A 17,191-nucleotide genomic window follows, 5' to 3' on the forward strand; every position below is an offset into this window, starting at 1 on the left:
TCGTCGTCGGATCGCGGTTGACCCTGACACCTACGTCAGACTTTACGGTCGGATGCATGAGCCTTCAACCACATCGCTCCCGGGTCCGCCTCGACGTACCCGACGATCATCGGCCCGACCTGTCCGGACGCCGCGCGGTGGTCACCGGCGGCGCCGGCGGCCTGGGCCTGGCCACCGCGCGGGCCCTGGCCGCCCGCGGCGCCGAGGTGCTGCTGGGCGTCCGCGATCCGGAGCGCGGCGAGCAGGCCCGCCGGCGTCTCGTCGAAGAGGGCGGCCTGCGCGGCGACCAGGTGCGGGTGGCGCGGCTGGACCTGCTCGACCTGGACGGCGTGGGCCGCTTCGGCGTGGACGCCGCCCGGCAGCCCCTCGATCTCCTGGTGCTCAACGCCGCCAGCAGCAGCGTGCCCTGGCGGCTGAGTCCGCAGGGCGTGGAGAGCCAGTTCGCCACCAACCACCTCGGACACTTCGCGCTCGCCGGCCACCTGCTGCCGGCTCTGGAGCAGGGCCGCGACCCGCGGGTGGTCACCGTCTCCTCCACGCTCTACCGGGTGGGGAAGCTGGTGCTTGACGACCTGGGGAACGACCGAGGGTACTCACCCGGGCGCGGCTACGCCCGGTCGAAGCTGGCCACCACGATCTTCGCCGTCGACCTCGCCCGCCGGCTGGCGGCGGCCGGCAGCCGGGTACGCAGCTTCGCCGCGCACCCGGGTCTGGCGCGCACCCCGATGCACGCCGCCTACCCCTCGGCGGTGACGCGCCTGGTGACCGCGCTGGCCGCCGCGATCATCGGCCGGGATCCGGAACCGGCCGCCGTCGCTGTCCTGGCCGCCGCGACCTCCTCGCAGGCGACCCCGGACCTCTTCTGGGGGCCCGCCGGCTCCCGCACCCGTCCCCGGGTCGTCGGGGTTCCCTTCGCCACGGTCGCCACCGACGAGCGCGTCGCCACCGGGCTGTGGGACGCCTCGGAGCGCCTGACCGGCGTCCGCTACCTGAGCTGACACCACACCGGCGGTGGGCGCACGGCCTGCCGCCGGGCCGGCTCGGCCAGCGCCGTCCGCCCCTCGGCGGCCCGGTCCTGCGCCACGACACGCACTCGTTGTGACGGGTCGACTCCTCTCTACCATGGACACGTCGGCGATGCGACTGCGAGGAGGGCCGGTGATACGGATCCACTTCACCGCGGACGACCTGGCGCGTACTCGTCTGCTGAAGGGGTGGGGCCCGCTCGCCGAGACCTGTTTCAGTCTCATCCGGTCGTCCGGACGCGGCCGGCCGGCGGCGCCCGGTCCGGCGCACCCGTACGGTCCGCTGCTCGGCCGCGGCTCGCTCGATCTGTTGACGCTCACCGGTCCCGCCGGTTCCATCGAGGAGGGGTTGGCCGCCCTGCTCGCCGTCCGTCCGGATCACCTTCGGGTGGAGATCAGGACGGCGGCGGCCTCCGCCGGCTGGCCCCACGCCCGGCTGCGCCGGCTCGCCGGCGAGGTCGACCCGGCGGGGGACCGCGACGACCGGCGGCGCTTCGCGGAGTTCCTGCACGACCACCACCGCATCGCGGTGGCGCCGCACTGGTCCCGGATCCACGACCGGCTGAGCGCCGAGCACTCCGCCCTCACCCGCGTGCTCGGCAACGGCGGCGTGGACGGCCTGCTCGCCTGGCTCGCCCCCTTCGCCCGCTGGCGGTCCCCGGTGCTGGAGGTGGGTCTCGGCGGGCCCGTCCAGGACATCCACCTCGGCGGGCGCGGGTTGCTGCTGGTGCCCTCGGTGTTCCACGGTCCGGGCCCGGCGGTGTGGATCAACGGGGTGGACGAGCAGGCCCCCCTGGTGCTCTTCCTGTCCCTGGCCCGCCGCGCGGGTGACCTCGCCGCCGTCCTCGGCGATCCGGCGGGAGCGCCCCGGCTGGGAACGCTGGTCAATCTGCTCGGGCGCACCCGGGCGCACGCCTTGGACAGCATCGGTGACGGCCCCTGCACCACCGGGGAACTCGCCCGCCGGCTGGCCGTCTCCCCGGCCAGCGCCAGCGAGCACGCCACGGTGCTGCGCGACGCCGGCCTGATCGCCACCACCCGCCAGGGCAGAGCGGTCCGGCACCGGCTCACCTCGCTCGGTGAGCGGCTGCTGGGCGGCGCCGCCGACGTGGGTTGACGGCAGCCGGAAAACCCATCCGCAATTCCTATAGAAATTGCGGATTTTCAGCTTGTTCTCAGCTTTTCCGGGATTGACAATCAATTGCGCGGTCGGGGATATTCCTAGCGCGCGACGGGGCGCGGGGCGGGGGTTGCGGAGTCCGCGGTTTCGTCGGCGCGACCTACGGAAGTGTCGGTTGTTGCCCCTGCCCACCAGGGTGCGGATTGGGTTTTGGACAATGATCAATCGCGCCGTCGAATTTGCTAAGCACAATACGCCGAACTCCATGCGGGTCGCGGCCCGGCGGGCGCAACTCGAAGCGCGCAACGCCCGAATGCGACTCACCGTTCCGGTGGTCGAACGGAGCGCATTCGACAACATCTTCCACTGCACGGTCCGCAAGACGGGCAGCCAGTGGATCAAGGCGCTGTTCAGCGACCCGGCGGTCTACCGGCACTGCGGGCTGCTGCCCTACGACCCGCGTTTCTACTCCGGCGGCGTCACGGCGCCGGTCCCGCCCGGCCGCACCGGCCTGGCCATCTTCCTCTCCCACAAGCGCTTCGAGGCCATCCCCAAGGCCGGCACGTACCGGGCGTTCTTCGTGATCCGGGACCCGCGGGACGTCGTCGTGTCGAGCTACTTCTCGCTGCGCAACTCGCACGCGCCGATGGGGGACATCCCGCAGGCCCGCAGGGCCCTCCAGGAGAAGCCGAAGAAGGAGGGGATGCTCTACGTCATCGACCGCCTGCGGGACAAGAAGCAGTTCGGGCAGATGCGGTCCTGGGCGGTCGCGCCGGCTGCGGAGACGTTCCGCCTCTTCCGCTACGAGGAGCTGACCGGCGAGCGGCAGGCCGAGGAGATGGACCGGTTGATGCGGCACTGCGGCATCAACCTGCCGTCGGCCGAGCTGGAGGCGCTTCTCGCCCGCTACAGCTTCACCCGGATGAAGAAGGACCGGGAGACACCGGGGCGGATCTCGCACTACCGCAAGGGCGCCGCCGGCGACTGGCGCAACCACTTCGACGACGACATCTACGCGGCGTACACCGCGGCCGCGGGCGACCTCGCCGAACTCCTCGGCTACCCCGCCCGCGACCAGGAGCCCGCCACCCCCTAGGGATCCGCTCGCGCGGGGGTCCGGTACGGCAACGACATTTCGCTCCCGGCCCCGGACGGGCGCAGTGCCCGCCACAGCAGCACCGCGGCGACCAGCACGGCGACCGGCTGGCCGACGGCGATCTTGGTGAGGGCGACGAGCATCGACGGCAGCAGCGCGCCGAGTGCGAGCAGCACGGCGGCACGCAGGTCCCAGTCGGGGGCCCGGCCCCACCGCACCAGGACCGTCCCGGCCACGACCAGCAGCAACGCGGCCGTGCCGACCGACCAGGCGGGCAGCCCCGCCAGCGGCAGCAGGAAGAACGACAGCAGGAACGCCACGGTGAAGCCCGCGCCGACGGCGACCAGCGTTCCACCGGTCGGGCGGCGGCGACCGTACCGGGGATCGAGTCGCCGCCGGGGCAGGACCAGGGCCAGCGCCACCAGCGCCAGGACGGCGAGCACGGTGACCCGCCGGCCGGCCGCGCAGGACGCGAACGCGGGGCCGGCGCAGACCCGGGCGGTGGCCTTCGCGCCGAGCGAGCCGAGCACGACCAGCAGGACCAGCCCGCCGCAGACGGTGAGGCCGAGCCGGCCGAGCCACGGCCGGCCGCGGGCCGAGGTGCCCAGCGCCTCGACCAGGACGCAGGGCAGCACGATGCTGTAGAGGGTGTGGAAGACCACGAGGTTCGCGGCGACCGCCCAGTTGACGCCGGCCACGTGCAACGCCTGCGTCGAGGTGAAGGTGAGCACCGTGCCGGTCCCGGGGGCGAGCTTGAACCAGGTGGCCGCCACCAGCCCCTCGTTGATCATCGTGTAGGCCAGGCCGAGCACGACCACCCCCGGCCAGCCGATCCACCCGCGCACCCAGGCCTCCCGGACGAGCAGCGCCGGCAGGCCGTACACCAGCAGGTAGACCGGCAGCAGGATCGGGAACAGCAGCGCGGGGGTGTTCGACGAGGCGACGGTCTCGGCCAGGAAGGGGGTGAGCACCGCCAGGCCGAGCGCCCATCTCAGGCGGGTCCACCTGCCGACCGCCGGCCGCGCCTCGCCCGCCGCGGTCATCGGGGCGTACCGTCGGCCGGTGCCGCACCGGGACGTTCGTGCCGCATCTTGACCACCCGGGCCGGCTGGCCCACCACGATCGCGTCGGGCGGCACGTCGTGCAGCACCAGTGCGTTCGCGGCGACGACGGCGCGGTCGCCGATGACGACCGGTCCCATCGCCTTCGCCCCGTCCAGCAGGACCACATGGTCACCCACCGTCGGCTGGCCCATCCGGCTCTCGTCCTGGGCGGCGGCGGTGCCGAACCGCACCGCCCCGGTCATGATCACCCCTTCGCCGACGGTCAGCCCGCTGCCCCAACCGGTGCCGACCGGGTGCGGCAGGCACAGGCCCGGCCCCACCCGCGCGCCCGGGGCCAGGTCGGCGCCGAACATGACGACGTTGAGGAAGTAGAGCATCCGCGAGAACGGCCGCAGGCCGGTCCGGTGGCAGGCGGCGGCCACCCGGAACAGGATCACCGCCCAGGTGCCCGGCAGCGCGAGCACGTCGATCGCCGAGGTGAGGCTCAACCGGCGGCCGCCCTTGAGCCGGGCGACCGCGGCCAGGTCCGCGACGACCGTCCGGATCAACGGCGGGCCGCCCCGCCCGTATCCGTCGCTGCCCACGTCACACCGTCCTTTCCCGGGTGGCAGCGGGCTGCCGCACCCCGAAGCGGAACGCCGCCAGCGCCGCGTCACCGACCCGGTCGGCGTGGTAACGGGCCGCCCGCACCGGCCCGTCGCGCCGCAGCCGCGCCCGCAGCGACCCGTCGGTGAGGACACGGGCGATCCCACCGGCCACCGCCGCGCCGTCGGCCGGGTCGACCAGCAGGGCGGCGTCGCCGCAGACCTCCGGCAGCGACGTGGTGGCCGAGGCCAGCACCGGGGTGCCGTGGGCCATCGCCTCCAGCGGCGGCAGGCCGAACCCCTCGAACAACGAGACGTACGCCAGCGCGTCGGCGCCGCCGAGCAGCCGGGCCCGGACCGCGTCGTCGACCCGCCCGAGGAACACCACCCGGTCGCTGCCGGCGGCGGCCACCCGTTCCTGGTCACCGCGCCACCACCGGCCACCGGCGATCACCAACCGGTGCCGGGACAGGGCCGGCGTGTCCCGCTGCACCTGCCGGAACGCGCGGATGAGCAGCGGCACGTTCTTGCGCGGGTGGAGGTTGCCCAGATAGAGCAGATACGGCGGGACCACCCGCCGTGCGGCGAGCCAGGCGTCCGCCGTCGCCACCGCGTCGGCGTCGAGCGCGAGCGGCGGCGCCACCCGGTTGGGCACCACCCGGACGACCTCCGGCGGCACCCGGTACGTGGACACGACGTCGTCGCGGGTGAACTCGCTGGGCACCAGCACCACGGCCGCCCGGCGTACGTGCCGGGGCACCAGCGCACGCAGCCGGGCCGCCGTCCGGGCCGGGTAGTCCCGGGGACGGTGCACGAAGGACAGGTCGCCGACCGTGACGGCGGTCGGGGTGGCCCCCCACAGCGGCGCGTGGGTGACGGTGAGCGCCAGGTCCGGCCGCAGCCGGCGCAGGCGTCCCGGCAGGGTCGCGAAGTGCCACGGCCCGGGGCGGGCCGGCACGGGCACCGCCGCGAAGCCCGGATTGCCCGCCAGTTCGGGCAGGCACGCGCCGTGCGGGGCGAGCACGGTGAACGCGTCGTCGGGGCCGGCCCGCCCGGCCAGTCCGGCCAGCAGGCCGCGCAGGAACGTCTCGTCCCCGCCGCGTCCCGCGCCGAGGAAGGAACCGTCGATGGCCACGTTCAGGCCCGGTCCGTCACCGCCAGGCGACATGGCCCGCCTCCTCGAACGCCGCGCGCACCTGCGCCGGCGGCAACCCGAACGACTCCAGCGTGTACCGGTGACCGGGCACGCCGGCCCGGCGGGTGCGTTCCGCGTACCGGCGCAGGGCGGTCTCGTACGTTCCAGTGAACGGCAGGCCGGCGGCCTCGTACAGGCCCGCGACACAGCCCACCGGGTCGGATGTCAGATCCAGGTAGCGGACGTCGTGCACGGCGGTGCCGGGCAGCGCCGCCCGCGCCGCCCGCGCCCGGCGCACGCCGTCGACCCAGGTCCGGAGCCAGAACCGCCCCAGCTCCCGGCGGTCCACCTCGGTCGCGTTGGTCGCCGCCAGCACGGCGGCCAGGCTGCAGAACGAGCCCAGCACCTCGGTCGGGTCGCGGTGCAACTGCACGACCGTGGCGTCCGGCAGCGCCCGGACCAGTTCGTCGAGCCAGAACAGGTGCGCCGGCGACTTCAACGCCCAGCGTTCCCGCCGGTCGTGCCAGCCCAGCAGTTGGAGCTGGGTGCGGTAGTAGGCGTAGTGCGGCCGCATGTCCGTCGACAGACACCACGAGGTGTACCCGGGGATCTGGTAGATGGTGCCGAACTCCAGACTGGCGAAGCTGTTGGCGAACAGCGTGACGCACTCGCAGGGCAGTCGTGGCCCGGTCGGGTGCAGCGTCCGGGCGGCCGGCGCGATCCGGTCCAGCAGGCGGGTGGAGCGTTCCGCGGCCCGTACCCGGGGGTCGGATGCCTCCGCGCCGGCCGGCGGCGGGGGAGCGGGGCGGGCGGCCTCCCACTGCCGCAGGGAGCGGTTGGCCGGGTCCAGCGACAGCAGGTGTTGCAGCAGCGTGGTGCCGCTGCGCGGTAGCCCGAGCACCACCACGGCCGGACCCACCGGCCGCCGGGTGATCTCCGGTTCGGCGGTCAGCGAGCGCTGGATGAGCAGCCGGTTCACCAGGGCGGCCACGATCGCGCCGCGGGCGAACACCCGACCGGCCGGCGACAGCCGCGCCTCGGTACGCAGCGCCGCCACAAGAGCCCGCAGGCCGGGCAGGTACGCCGGGTCGCCGAAGTCGCCGGGCTCCGGGGCCGCCGGGCCCGGGTCGGCCCGCCGCGCCGCGACGACGGCCGCCGCGTGCAGCTCGTCCACGCTGCCGATCGACCGCGCCAGCCGGGGTATCCGCGTGGCGGCCGCGTTGTAGGCCCGGACCGGCAACCAGGTGTACGGCCGGTCGGCGCGGGGCCTGACAGCGGACTCCGCCCCGTCTCCGGCCGGCCGGGCGGCCACGAGGATACGCATGACCGCCACGGCGACCACCTCGTCGTGCTGGTTGAGCATCTCCAGCGCGGTCCGCACCACCCCGCCCACCGGCTTGTCGGTCTTACCCGTGACGGTCAGCCGCACCCGCAGCGTGTCACCGAGGAACGTCGGCCGGACGAACCGGACCCCGTCCATGCCGTAGAACGCCACCACGGACGCGGGGTCCATCGGGAACATGCCCGCGCTCAACGACAGCACGAGCATGCCGTGCGCGATCCGGCGGCCGTACCGGGACCGCGCGGCGAACCCGGGGTCGACGTGCAGCGGGTGGTGGTCGCCGGTGAGGTCGGCGAACCGGTCGACCAGTTCCTCGGTGACGAGCACGCCGCCGTAGGTCCCGCTCTGGCCGACCTCGATGTCCTGGTAGAAGCGGTCGTACATGTCAGGCCGCCGCCCGGTGTGCCGTCGGCCCGCGCCAGACCGCGCTGACCGCGCCCCAGGCCATCCCGCCGCCGACGACCGGCATCACGACGCGGTCACCGTCGCGGAACCGGCCCCGGCGTCGCGCCTCGTCGAGCGCCACCGGGACCGAGGCGCCGGAGATGTTGCCGGTGTGGTCCAGGCAGGTGATGATCTGCTCGGGTGCGATCTTGAGCTGTGTGCCGACCTCCGCGATGATGTTCGCGCCGGTCTGATGGGGGATGAGCCAGGTGACGTCGTCGACGGTGAGGTCGTTGACGGCGAGCACCTCCAGTGTGGCCTCGACCATCTTCTCCACCGCGAACCGGTAGATCGCCCGGTGGTCGATCCACAGGTACCCGCCGGCGCGGCCGGGCGCCCGGGTCCAGTCGCAGTGGGTGGCGTCGGTGTGGGTGCGGAGGGCCTCGATGGCGAAGCCGGCGGCGGGCACGTCCCGCAGCACGACCGCGGCGGCCCCGTCGCCGAAGACGGTCTGGAGCATGAACCGCTCCGGGTCGACGATCGACGACATGGCCTCGACGTTGATCACGAGCGCGGTCCGGAAGCCGCCCGTCGCCATCGCCGACGTGGCGACCAGCAGGGCGTCCACGAAACCGGAGCACGCGGACTCCAGTTGCAGGCACTTCGCGGACCCGCCGAGCGCCCGCTGGACCACGCTGACCGTGGACGGGAGCCGATCGTCGGAGGTGAACGTGGCGAGCACGACGAGATCGACGTCCGTCGCGTCGAGCCGCGCGTCGTCGAGCGCGGCGCGGGCCGCGCGCACGGCCATGTCCGACGTGTTCCCGCCGGGGTCCATCCGGTGCCGGGACATCACCCCGGCCCGGTCCATGACCCATTCGTGCAGGGTGGGGTAACGGTCGCCGGGGACGAAGTCGTGACTCGCGCGTTCGATCGCGTCGTTCGTCACCACCCGCGGCGGCAGGTGACTTCCGGTTCCGGTGATCACCACCGACATGACTGCTCCCGTCGACTCAGCACCGGCCGGCGATCCGAGGGCCGAAGCGCCGGCCACCGACGCACACCCCCGGCGGGGCCGGCGTATCCGAAGGCCGCGTCGAACACGCCGGCCGCTTCCTCCCAGGACGGCAGCACGCCGTCGGCGACCGCGTCGGCCACCGCGTCGGCGAGCGCGTCCATCACGTACGGGAGCACGGGCGGCCCGTCCGGTCCCGTGTCCCGTCGATCGCGCGCACGCAGCAGCTCCACGGTCGCCTCGTCGGGCCGCCGCACGCCGCCGTCGCGGCGGTAGAAGCCGGTCCGGCCGGCGTCGACCAGCTCCGACAGTCGGGCGAGACCGGGGTGGTCGCGCCCGAGCTGCGGGGACAGCCACCCGTGGACCCGGGCGGCCGACCCCATCCCCGCCGCGTCGATGATCCGCAGCGGCCCGATCGGCCAGCCGAACGCCTCCAGCTCGCCGTCCACCACGTCCGGGGCCACCCCCGCGTCGACCAGCCGGATCGCCGCGTCCCAGTACGCCAGCAGCGCGCGGGTGATCAGGAACCCCGGCCGGTCGGCGGTACGCACCCAGCTCTTGCGCTGGCTCGCGCACAGCCAGGCCAACCGGTCCCGGGCGTCGGCGTCGGCGCGGGCGTGCCAGGCCACCTCGACCAGGGGCATCCGGTGCGCCGGCCAGATGTAGTGCGTCACCAGGACGCGGGCCGGGTGCCGCGCGCCCACCGCGAGCGTCCCGGCCGGGATGCTCGACGTGGTGCTCGCGATCAGGCACCGGCGGTCCACCACCGACTCGACCATCGCGATCACCGACCGTTTCGCGGCCACGTCCTCGGCGACGCACTCCAGCGCCACGTCCACGCCGGACAGGTCGCCCGGGTCGGCGGTCACCCGCAACCGCGTCGCGGCGGCCCGGGCGTCGGCGGCGGCGAGCACGCGCCGCCCGACGTCCCGCGCCAGCGAGCGGCCGACCCACCGGGCCTTCTCGGCCGCCACCTCCGGCCCGCCGCGCACCAGCAGGGTCACCGGCGAGCCGGCCACCAGGCAGGCGTGCGCCACGCTCACGCCGAGCGTGCCGGCGCCGACCACGGCCACGGTGGGCGGCCGGCGGTCGCCGTTCACCGGCACGCGTCGGCCCACCGCGCCATCCAGTCACCCAGTTCGGTGAAGACCCGGCGGTAGTGCACCGGGGCCGGGCTGCGCGGGATCCGACGCTGGTACTCCTCGACGAAGTGGGCGTACATGGCCGGGTACGGGCCGGGGGTGACCTCGGCGACCGCCTCGTCCACCAGGTCGTAGAACGGCACCGACATCAGGTGCATCCACTGTTCGAGCACGACCACCCGTTCCAGCCGGGTCTGCTTGGTGTGCTCGACCACCGGCGCGCCGAAGGCCAGCAGGTCGCCCCGCAGGTCCATCAGCTTCTTCAGGACGTAGCCGCCCCAGATGTCGTCGTGGCGGCTGAGCTGCCAGCCGTCGACCCAGACGTCGGGCAGGAAGTAGTAGGCCGGGGTCAGCTCGGCGCTGAACGCGGTGTTCATCCCGCACACCGGGAGGTTGCCCAGCGCCACCCGGTTCGGGCCGGCGGCGACGCCCGGGTCACCCGGCTCGCCGCCGCAGAGCTTGTCGACGCCGTTGAGGTCGAGCACGCCGTCCCAGACCCCCATGTTGACCTTGACCTCGCCGGTGGCCCGCTCCGGCCGGACCGCCGCGAGGTCCGCCGTCCGCAGCTCGTACGGGTAGCCGCGGGCGTAGACGGTCCGGCCGTCGGCGAACGTCTGGTCGACGGAGTTAACCCAGCCGCCGGCGGTGACCGGGGCCAGGGCCGGCGCCTGGACGACCTTGGTCAGCGCCGCCAGGTGCGCGGCCAGCCAGCCCGGCCGGGTCCGGCAGTCGAAGTCGAGCGCGACGACGACGTCGAAACCCTCCCGGTAGGCGATGTAGTGGCCGACGTTGCGGCTGGCCGCGCTCCGGTGCGGCATGGCCGGGTAGTGCTTGCCGGCGTACGCGCGCTGGGCGTCGTCGTCGAACACGAAGACGTTCGGTCGCGGCGGTGCGGAGAGCCGTCCACCGCTGTCGTCGCTGACGATGATCGGGACGTCCGCCGGGATCTCGTCGAACAACTCCCACGGCGGGTCGCTGGGCATCGGCACGACCACGGCGACGCTGCGTCCGTCCGACATGGATCCGACCTGGTGGTGGGGATCGGGTGTGCGCGGTTGGCTCATGACCGTCCTCCGGTGGTCTCGACCGTCGACAACGGATGCGCCAGGCGGCTCGCCGGCGCGGTGACCAGGTCTCCGAACTCCTGGATCAGGTACTCCCGCAGCGCCTCCCGCCAGGGCCGCATGGTGTTCATGTCCTGGAGGTCGAGCGCCTGGTTGCGCATGATCTCGGACCGGGGCCGCACCGAGGGGAACTCGGCGGCGAAGTGGTCCGAGTCCACGGCGACCAGGTCGACGTCCGTGCGGCCCAGCACCTCCAGCACCCAGGCCGCCACGTCGTACCGGCTGCCCTCGCCGCCGCAGACCATGTGGTAGAGCCCGAACACGTTCGACTCGACGAGGTGGAGCAGGCAGCGCGCGAAGTCCGGCGCGTACGTCGGGGTGCCGAGCTTGTCGGTGACCGCGTGGATGGTGGTGGCGCCGTCGCGGAGCTGGTTCACGATCCGGGAGACGAACTTGTGGTCCTTGCGCCGGCCGCCGCCGACCATCCAGCCGGCCCGCACGATGTAGTGCTCGTCGACGAACTGGCGGACCATCAGCTCGCCCTCGTACTTGCTCGCGCCGTAGGTGTTGAGCGGGTTCGGGGTGTCGAACTCCGTGTACGGCGTCGTCTTCGTCCCGTCGAACACCCCGGCGGTGCTGACGTACGTCATGGGCACGCCGGCCCGCCGGGCCTCCAGGGCGACGTACTTCGTGGCGATGGTGTTGGTCAGGTACGCGTGGTCCGGGTCGGCGTCGCTGTCCTCCAGCGACGTCTCGGCGGCCAGGTGCAGCACCAGGTCGGGTTCGCACTGCCGCACCGCGTTGCGCACCGCCGACCGGTCGCGGACGTCCAGCCACCGCAACCGGGGCCCCACCCCCGGCCAGGGATGGGTGTCGGAGAGGTCGATGTCGGTGGCGACCACGTCGTGGCCGGCCCGGACCAGCGCGGGGACGAGGGCGCTGCCCAACATCCCAGCGGTACCGGTGGCGAGGATCTTCACTGCACACCCCTCCGGGGTAGGCCCAGGGTCACCACGGCGATGCGGCAGACCCAACGGGACGACGGGACCGCGCGCAGGAGCCGGCGGTCGATGGACTCCAACGCGTGCCAGACGGGGTCGGACAGTTCCACGAAGTTCTGCAACCGCGCGAACACCTGGAACGGCTGCCACTGCACGTGCCGGAACCAGCGCCGCATGATCGCGAAGTCCTCCCGGCCCAGCGACCGTTCGTCCGGGGTGTGCGTGTGCGGCGGGAACCAGCGGGTGACCGGCCGCGAGTTGCGGGCCGCGCGCATCCACTCCGGCACGAACAGCACCGGTTCGCAGAACACCGCGACCGCGCCCGGCCCGAGCAGCCGGCTCAGGTTGGCCATGGCGGCCTCGCGGTCGAAGTGGTGCACCACGTTGTTGCCGATGATCGCGTCGTAGGTGGTGTGGGCCAGGCCGGCCGCCGCCGGGTCGAACGTCTCCACCGGCGAGTGCACGAACGTGGTCGACGCGGCGACGTGGTTGACCCGGGCCCGCTCCCGGGCCACGTCGAGGATGCGGGCGGACACGTCGATGCCGACGACCTCGGCGCCCTGCATCGCCAGCCAGACCGCCAGCGAGCCGCCGCCGGCGCCCACCTCCAGGATCCGCCGGCCGGCCAGCGGGCGGATCTGGTCGACCGCCGCGCTCAGGTAATCGACGTGCTCCCGGTTGACGAACGGGATCCGCGCCGGGTCGACGCGGTAGTCGTCGTCGCCCCAGGTCCGCAGGATCTCGGCGGCCATGGCGTCGTAGACCTCGGCCTCGTGGTCGTGGCGGTCCCCGGTCGTCAGGCCGGGTGCGTGGGTGTGGGTGCGCGCGGGCAGGGTCTCAGACACGGATCGGCTCCAGGGCGAGGCGGACGTGGGTGGCGTGGGCGCGCATCCGTGCCCGGGCCGTGGTGGTGGGCCGCAGCACCGACAGGCCGGCGTAGGCGGCGGCCCGGCCGGCGAACCCGGCGACCTCCAGCGCCCGCAGCAGCCGCCCGGCCCGGGACCCGTGGCGGCGGACGTACCAGCGGTTGAGCGCCCGCAACGCCTCCGGCGAGGCCCCGTGCGGGGCGCGCTGGGAGGAGGCGCCCATGAAGTGGGTGGCGGTGCAGTCCGGGGCGTACCAGACGTGCCAGCTCGCGTGCCGGACCCGCTCGCACAGGTCGACGTCGTCCATGTAGACGAACAGCCGCTCGTCGAAGAGTCCCACCTCCTCGACGGCCTGCCGGCGTACCAGCATCACCGCGCTGCTGACCCATCCCGGCTGAAACGCGACGGCGGTGTCCCGGCCGAGGAAGATGCCGGCCGCGCCGGGCCGGCCGGGCAGCAGCCGTTCGATGCCGAGCAGGTAGTTGGCCAGCGTCCGGGGCGTGAACGGCTGCCCGGCGGTCCAGCGCTGGAACGAGCCGTCGCCGTAGACCAGCCGGGGGCCCACGATCGCCGCCCGGGGGTCGCGCTCGAAATACCCCAGCATCGTGCCGATCGCGCCGGGATGCAGCCGGGCGTCGGTGTTGAGCAGCAGCGCGTACGGCGCGGTGCTGGCGCGCAGCGCCTGGTTGTTGGCGGCGCAGAAGCCGACGTTGCGCTCGTTGGCGACCACCTGGACCTCGGGCCAGTGGCGGCGCAGGTGGTCGACCGATCCGTCGTGTGAGGCGTTGTCCACCACGACGATGCGGTTGACCCAGCCCGGCGGGGTGTCCCGTACGACGCTGCGCAGGCAGTCGTCGAGGAGGCCGACGGTGTTCCAGTTGACCACGATCGTGACGAGTTCGGTCATGCCCTACCGCCAATCGATGAAGAACACGTTGGTGAAGGTGTCCGGTTGCAGCGGGCTCGGTGCCGTCGCGCCGAGCGGGTCGACCTGGTACACGCTGCGGTTGGCCCCGTCGGTGCCGACGAAGAGCACCCGCGCGCCGGCCGGGTCGGCCACCGGCGTCGCCGGCCCCGTGCCCCGGCCGCCGAGGATCGTCGGCCCGGCCCGGTCGCCGCCGCCGGGCACGGGGGAGCGGACCACCACGTCGCCGCCGTCGCTGCGGCGCAGGTGCACCACCGCCGACCCGTCCGGCAGCCAGGCCGGGGAGTCGGCCGCGCCGTCCGAGGTGACCGGGCGCACGGTCGCGCCGGTGGCCGCGTCCATCAGGTGGATGTCCCGGTCGCCGCCCTGGGACCAGGAGAACGCCACCGCGTTTCCGTCCGGCGACACCGCCCCGCCGGCGTCGTCCACCGGCACCGCCCCGCTGGTGGCGTTGGTGAGGTTGAGCACGGCGCCGGTGGCCAGGTCGATCCGGAGCAGAAAGGACTCCCCGGTCAGGCTGGACCGGTTGGTGACCAGCACCGCCCGGCCGTCCGGGGTGTAGTGCGGGTCGGTGTTGCTGCGGACGTCGCCGGCCCGTACGCCGTCGCGCCAGTCCTCGGTCCAGGGGTCGGTCAGCCGGCGCACCGAACCGTCCTCGTGCCGGAGGAAGACCTGGTGGGTCGTGGTCGGCCGGCGTCGGTCCGGGCTCCGGTGCTGCCGCATCGCCAGCGACATCGCGCCGGTGTCGTCGAGCGTCACATGCTCCCGGCGGGTCGCGCCGGGCGGCGGCGCCGGATGGGGCGTGGCCGGCCGGCGTGGCACCGGTACCTCGGCGACGAAGGCGATCTCCCGGCGGTCCGGCCGCCACCGGGCCTGGATCGGGCGCAGGTCGTCGGGCAGCGGCAGGACCGTGCGGTGCATCAGGTCCGGCGACGCGTCGACCAACTGGGTCCGGCCCTTGACCGGCGCGGCCGTGAGCAGCACCCGACTGGTGGGCCGGTGGCTGCCGATAACGTCGGCGCTCGGGGGGGAGGCGGCGACCTGACGCCAGTCGAAGAACGCGATGGCCAGGTCCCGCGAGGTGAAGAACACCCGTGGCCGGTTCCCGTCCACGCCGAGCGCGCAGATGCAGGTGGTGCCCCGGTCCAGCGCGCCGGTGAAGGAGATCTCCCGGCCGTCCGGCGTGTACCGGGGGACGTAGCCGGACATCTGCGGCACCGTGCACGGGGACGTGAGTGGACGCCGCGCGCAGTTCAGCCCCTGGGTCAGGGCCCGCTGCGCGCCGGTCGCCACGTTGATCACCAGGATTCGGAAGTTCTCGGTCTTGACCTGTCCCTCGCCGTCGCCGGGCGTGCCCGGTCCCAGATAGGTCGCGGCTGCGACGAACCGGCCGTCCGGGGAGGCGTCGGGGTCGGAGTTGAAGCCGTTGTTCCGGCTGATCTCCGTCCGGTCGGTGCCGTTGACGGTGATCGTGGTGACCGGGGCGCGGTCCGGCTCGGCCGCGATGAGCACGATCCGCCGGCCGTCGGGCATCAGCGCGGGATCGGTGTCCGCGGAGCCCCGGGGCATGGTGACCGCGCTGAGGTTCCGGCTCAGCCCGGTGCGCAGGTCCATCCGGAAGGTGGCGTAGCGCGCGAACCACGGCACCGTCGCCGAGAAGATCATGAAGGTGCCGGTCGGGTCCACCGACGGCTGGCCCACGGTGTGGTCGAAGCCCTGGACGACCTGGCGACCCGTGCCGTCCGGGTTCATCAGCTCGATCGCCTGGAAGCTGCCGTCCGCACCCGGTCGCGCGGTGTAGACGATCTTGCTGCCGCCGAACGCCCATCGGGACCAGTCGTAGGACCGGCCGTCGACCGGGGTGACCCGGGTGAGTCCGCCGCCGTCGCCGCGCAGCGTGAAGATGGCCCGCTCGCCGGTGGCCCGCACCTTCGCGGTGAGGACCACGCGGGCCGGAGACGCCGCGGCCGTCGGGCCGGTGGTGGTCCGTGCCGCGGTGGCCGTCGGTTGGGCGCCGCCGGCCAGCAGCGCCACCGCCCCGGCCATCACCGCCGCGGCGACCACCCGCCGCCGACCGGGCCGCATCGGCCGCCCCCGCCGCCCGTCCCGGCCCGGCTGCCCGTTCCGTCCCGGCTGCCCGTCCCGGCGCGGCGGGCGGCGGTCCACGGTGGTCGGGGGCGCCAGCNGCCCGGCCAGCAGCCAGTACGTCGCCAGCGGCACGTCCTGCCGCAGCGAGAAGCCGAGCAACTCCTCGATCATGAGGAAGGTCATCGCCCCGGCCACGCCGACGCCGATCCCCGCGTAGAGCCGATCGCCCCGCCGGGCCAGCCGCACGGCGGCCACCAGCAGGCCCACCCCGACGAGGCCGAGAGCCAGCAGCCCCGGCAGCCCGGCCTCGGCCAGGTACAGCAGGTACAGGTTGTGCACCGGGTTGCCGGCGAAGATCACGTCGTGCGGCTCGTACCGCGGCATGACGGTCTCGAAGTTGTTCAAGCCCACGCCGACCAGCCAGTGGTCGTGGATCATCGCGTAGGCGATCCCGTTCAGTTCCATCCGGGACGTGACCTCCGTCCAGAAGTGCGAGGTGCCGAAGTTCTCCGCGTACTTCGCCGCCAGGTCGGGGAGGAACACGGCGAGCGCCAGCACCGCGAGCAGGGCCATCCGGCGTACGGCCGGCCAGCCGAGCCGGCGGCGGACCAGGCCGGCGACCAGCACGCCGAGCATCACCGCCACGACGGCCACCAGCGCCGCCCGGGTGTGCGCGAGGTAGAGCGGCAGCAGGCAGCACCCGACGAGCGCGCCGGCGGCGATCCGGGCCAGCGAGCGCGGCAGCTCGATGGCCAGGGCGAACGCCACCAACGCCAGCGTCCCCAGCACCGCGCCCATGAAGACCGGGTGGATGATCGTGCCGAACGGCCGGCCGATCGCGCCGCTGTCGGTCACCCGCTCGCCGAGACTGGTCGGGACGCCGAGGAACGACAGCCCGAGCACCCCGCCGGTCTTCCACTGCAACAGGACCACGACCAGCTCGACCACCGCCACCACGGCGAGCCCACCGAGGACGGCCCAGACGTGGCGGCGGGTGCGCACCCGCACGGACACGTACACGTAGAGCAGGTACATCCACGCCATCCGGACCAGCTCCGCGACCGCGTGCCCCACGCTCGGCGCCACGAGCAGGCTCGGCAGCAGCAGCAGGGCGGCCGGCAGCGGCAGCCACACCAGCCGTTCCCGCAGGCCGGCGCGCAGATCGGCGACGAGGGTGCCCTCCCACGCCCAGAGCCCGTACAGCAGCAGCACCAGCACGTCGAGCGAGGTCACGTAGATCGCCACCGCGCCGCCGGACTGCGCGTGGTCCTGCGGGCCGAACGACTTGGAGATCAGCACGGTGAGCGAGCAGACGGTGAGGAAGCCGAAGAGGACCGACC

The 17,191-nt window shown here is 73.8% G+C and carries 14 protein-coding genes; 3 read left to right on the forward strand and 11 right to left on the reverse strand.

Translation table 11 applies throughout. The features are described from left to right. Positions 1-56: 56 nt before the first annotated feature. The 3 genes from B1205_RS10925 to B1205_RS10935 all read left to right on the forward strand — a co-directional run bounded on the left by B1205_RS10925 (position 57) and on the right by B1205_RS10935 (position 3,241). Complete coding sequence (locus tag B1205_RS10925; RefSeq protein WP_089155508.1) at positions 57-998, forward strand: SDR family NAD(P)-dependent oxidoreductase; 942 nt, start codon at positions 57-59, stop codon at positions 996-998. Positions 999-1,158: 160 nt separating this feature from the next. Then, a complete protein-coding gene (locus B1205_RS10930) occupies positions 1,159-2,142 on the forward strand; it encodes an ArsR/SmtB family transcription factor (protein WP_089155509.1) in 984 nt (327 codons plus the stop codon). A gap of 220 nt (positions 2,143-2,362) precedes the next feature. Next, complete coding sequence (locus tag B1205_RS10935) at positions 2,363-3,241, forward strand: sulfotransferase domain-containing protein (RefSeq protein ID WP_089155510.1); 879 nt, start codon at positions 2,363-2,365, stop codon at positions 3,239-3,241. Here the strand turns inward: B1205_RS10935 and B1205_RS10940 are convergent. The 11 genes from B1205_RS10940 to B1205_RS10990 are packed head-to-tail and all read right to left on the reverse strand — an operon-like array spanning position 3,238 to position 16,895. Beyond that, positions 3,238-4,284 carry a hypothetical protein gene (locus B1205_RS10940; RefSeq protein WP_089155511.1) on the reverse strand — a complete coding sequence of 349 codons (1,047 nt, stop codon included), beginning with the start codon at positions 4,282-4,284 and terminating at the stop codon, positions 3,238-3,240. The genes B1205_RS10935 and B1205_RS10940 overlap by 4 nt on opposite strands. Continuing rightward, entirely contained in the window at positions 4,281-4,889 is a 609-nt protein-coding gene (locus tag B1205_RS10945) for a serine O-acetyltransferase (RefSeq protein ID WP_089155512.1), read from the reverse strand. Before B1205_RS10945 ends, B1205_RS10940 begins: the two co-directional genes overlap by 4 nt. Before the next feature lies 1 nt (position 4,890). After that, positions 4,891-6,057, reverse strand: a complete 1,167-nt coding sequence (locus B1205_RS10950) for a glycosyltransferase family 4 protein (protein ID WP_089155513.1) — start codon at positions 6,055-6,057, stop codon at positions 4,891-4,893. Beyond that, positions 6,041-7,750: a sulfotransferase gene (locus B1205_RS10955; RefSeq protein WP_089155514.1), complete on the reverse strand. Its 1,710-nt coding sequence runs from the start codon at positions 7,748-7,750 to the stop codon at positions 6,041-6,043. The genes B1205_RS10950 and B1205_RS10955 overlap by 17 nt, the downstream gene beginning before the upstream one ends. A gap of 1 nt (position 7,751) precedes the next feature. Beyond that, a complete protein-coding gene (locus B1205_RS10960) occupies positions 7,752-8,747 on the reverse strand; it encodes a 3-oxoacyl-ACP synthase III family protein (RefSeq protein WP_089155515.1) in 996 nt (331 codons plus the stop codon). Then, the gene (locus tag B1205_RS10965) at positions 8,735-9,883 is read right to left on the reverse strand and encodes a 3-hydroxyacyl-CoA dehydrogenase family protein (protein ID WP_089155516.1); all 1,149 of its coding nucleotides are present in this window, start codon (positions 9,881-9,883) and stop codon (positions 8,735-8,737) included. Before B1205_RS10965 ends, B1205_RS10960 begins: the two co-directional genes overlap by 13 nt. Further along, on the reverse strand, positions 9,862-10,926 hold the full coding sequence (locus B1205_RS10970; RefSeq protein ID WP_089155517.1) for a hypothetical protein: 1,065 nt from the start codon (positions 10,924-10,926) through the stop codon (positions 9,862-9,864). The genes B1205_RS10965 and B1205_RS10970 overlap by 22 nt, the downstream gene beginning before the upstream one ends. A 41-nt stretch (positions 10,927-10,967) precedes the next feature. Further along, positions 10,968-11,951 (reverse strand): SDR family oxidoreductase, encoded by a 984-nt coding sequence (locus B1205_RS10975; RefSeq protein ID WP_089155518.1) that lies wholly within the window; start codon positions 11,949-11,951, stop codon positions 10,968-10,970. Further along, the gene (locus B1205_RS10980; RefSeq protein WP_089155519.1) at positions 11,948-12,817 is read right to left on the reverse strand and encodes a class I SAM-dependent methyltransferase; all 870 of its coding nucleotides are present in this window, start codon (positions 12,815-12,817) and stop codon (positions 11,948-11,950) included. Before B1205_RS10980 ends, B1205_RS10975 begins: the two co-directional genes overlap by 4 nt. Continuing rightward, positions 12,810-13,745, reverse strand: coding sequence for a glycosyltransferase family 2 protein (locus tag B1205_RS10985; protein WP_089155520.1), 936 nt, complete (start codon positions 13,743-13,745; stop codon positions 12,810-12,812). Before B1205_RS10985 ends, B1205_RS10980 begins: the two co-directional genes overlap by 8 nt. A gap of 3 nt (positions 13,746-13,748) precedes the next feature. After that, positions 13,749-16,895, reverse strand: a complete 3,147-nt coding sequence (locus tag B1205_RS10990) for an O-antigen ligase family protein (RefSeq protein WP_441338478.1) — start codon at positions 16,893-16,895, stop codon at positions 13,749-13,751. Between the last annotated feature and the right edge of the window lie 296 nt (positions 16,896-17,191).

It is taken from the genome of Micromonospora sp. NBS 11-29 (genome assembly GCF_002140155.1).
GTDB lineage: Bacteria > Actinomycetota > Actinomycetes > Mycobacteriales > Micromonosporaceae > Micromonospora.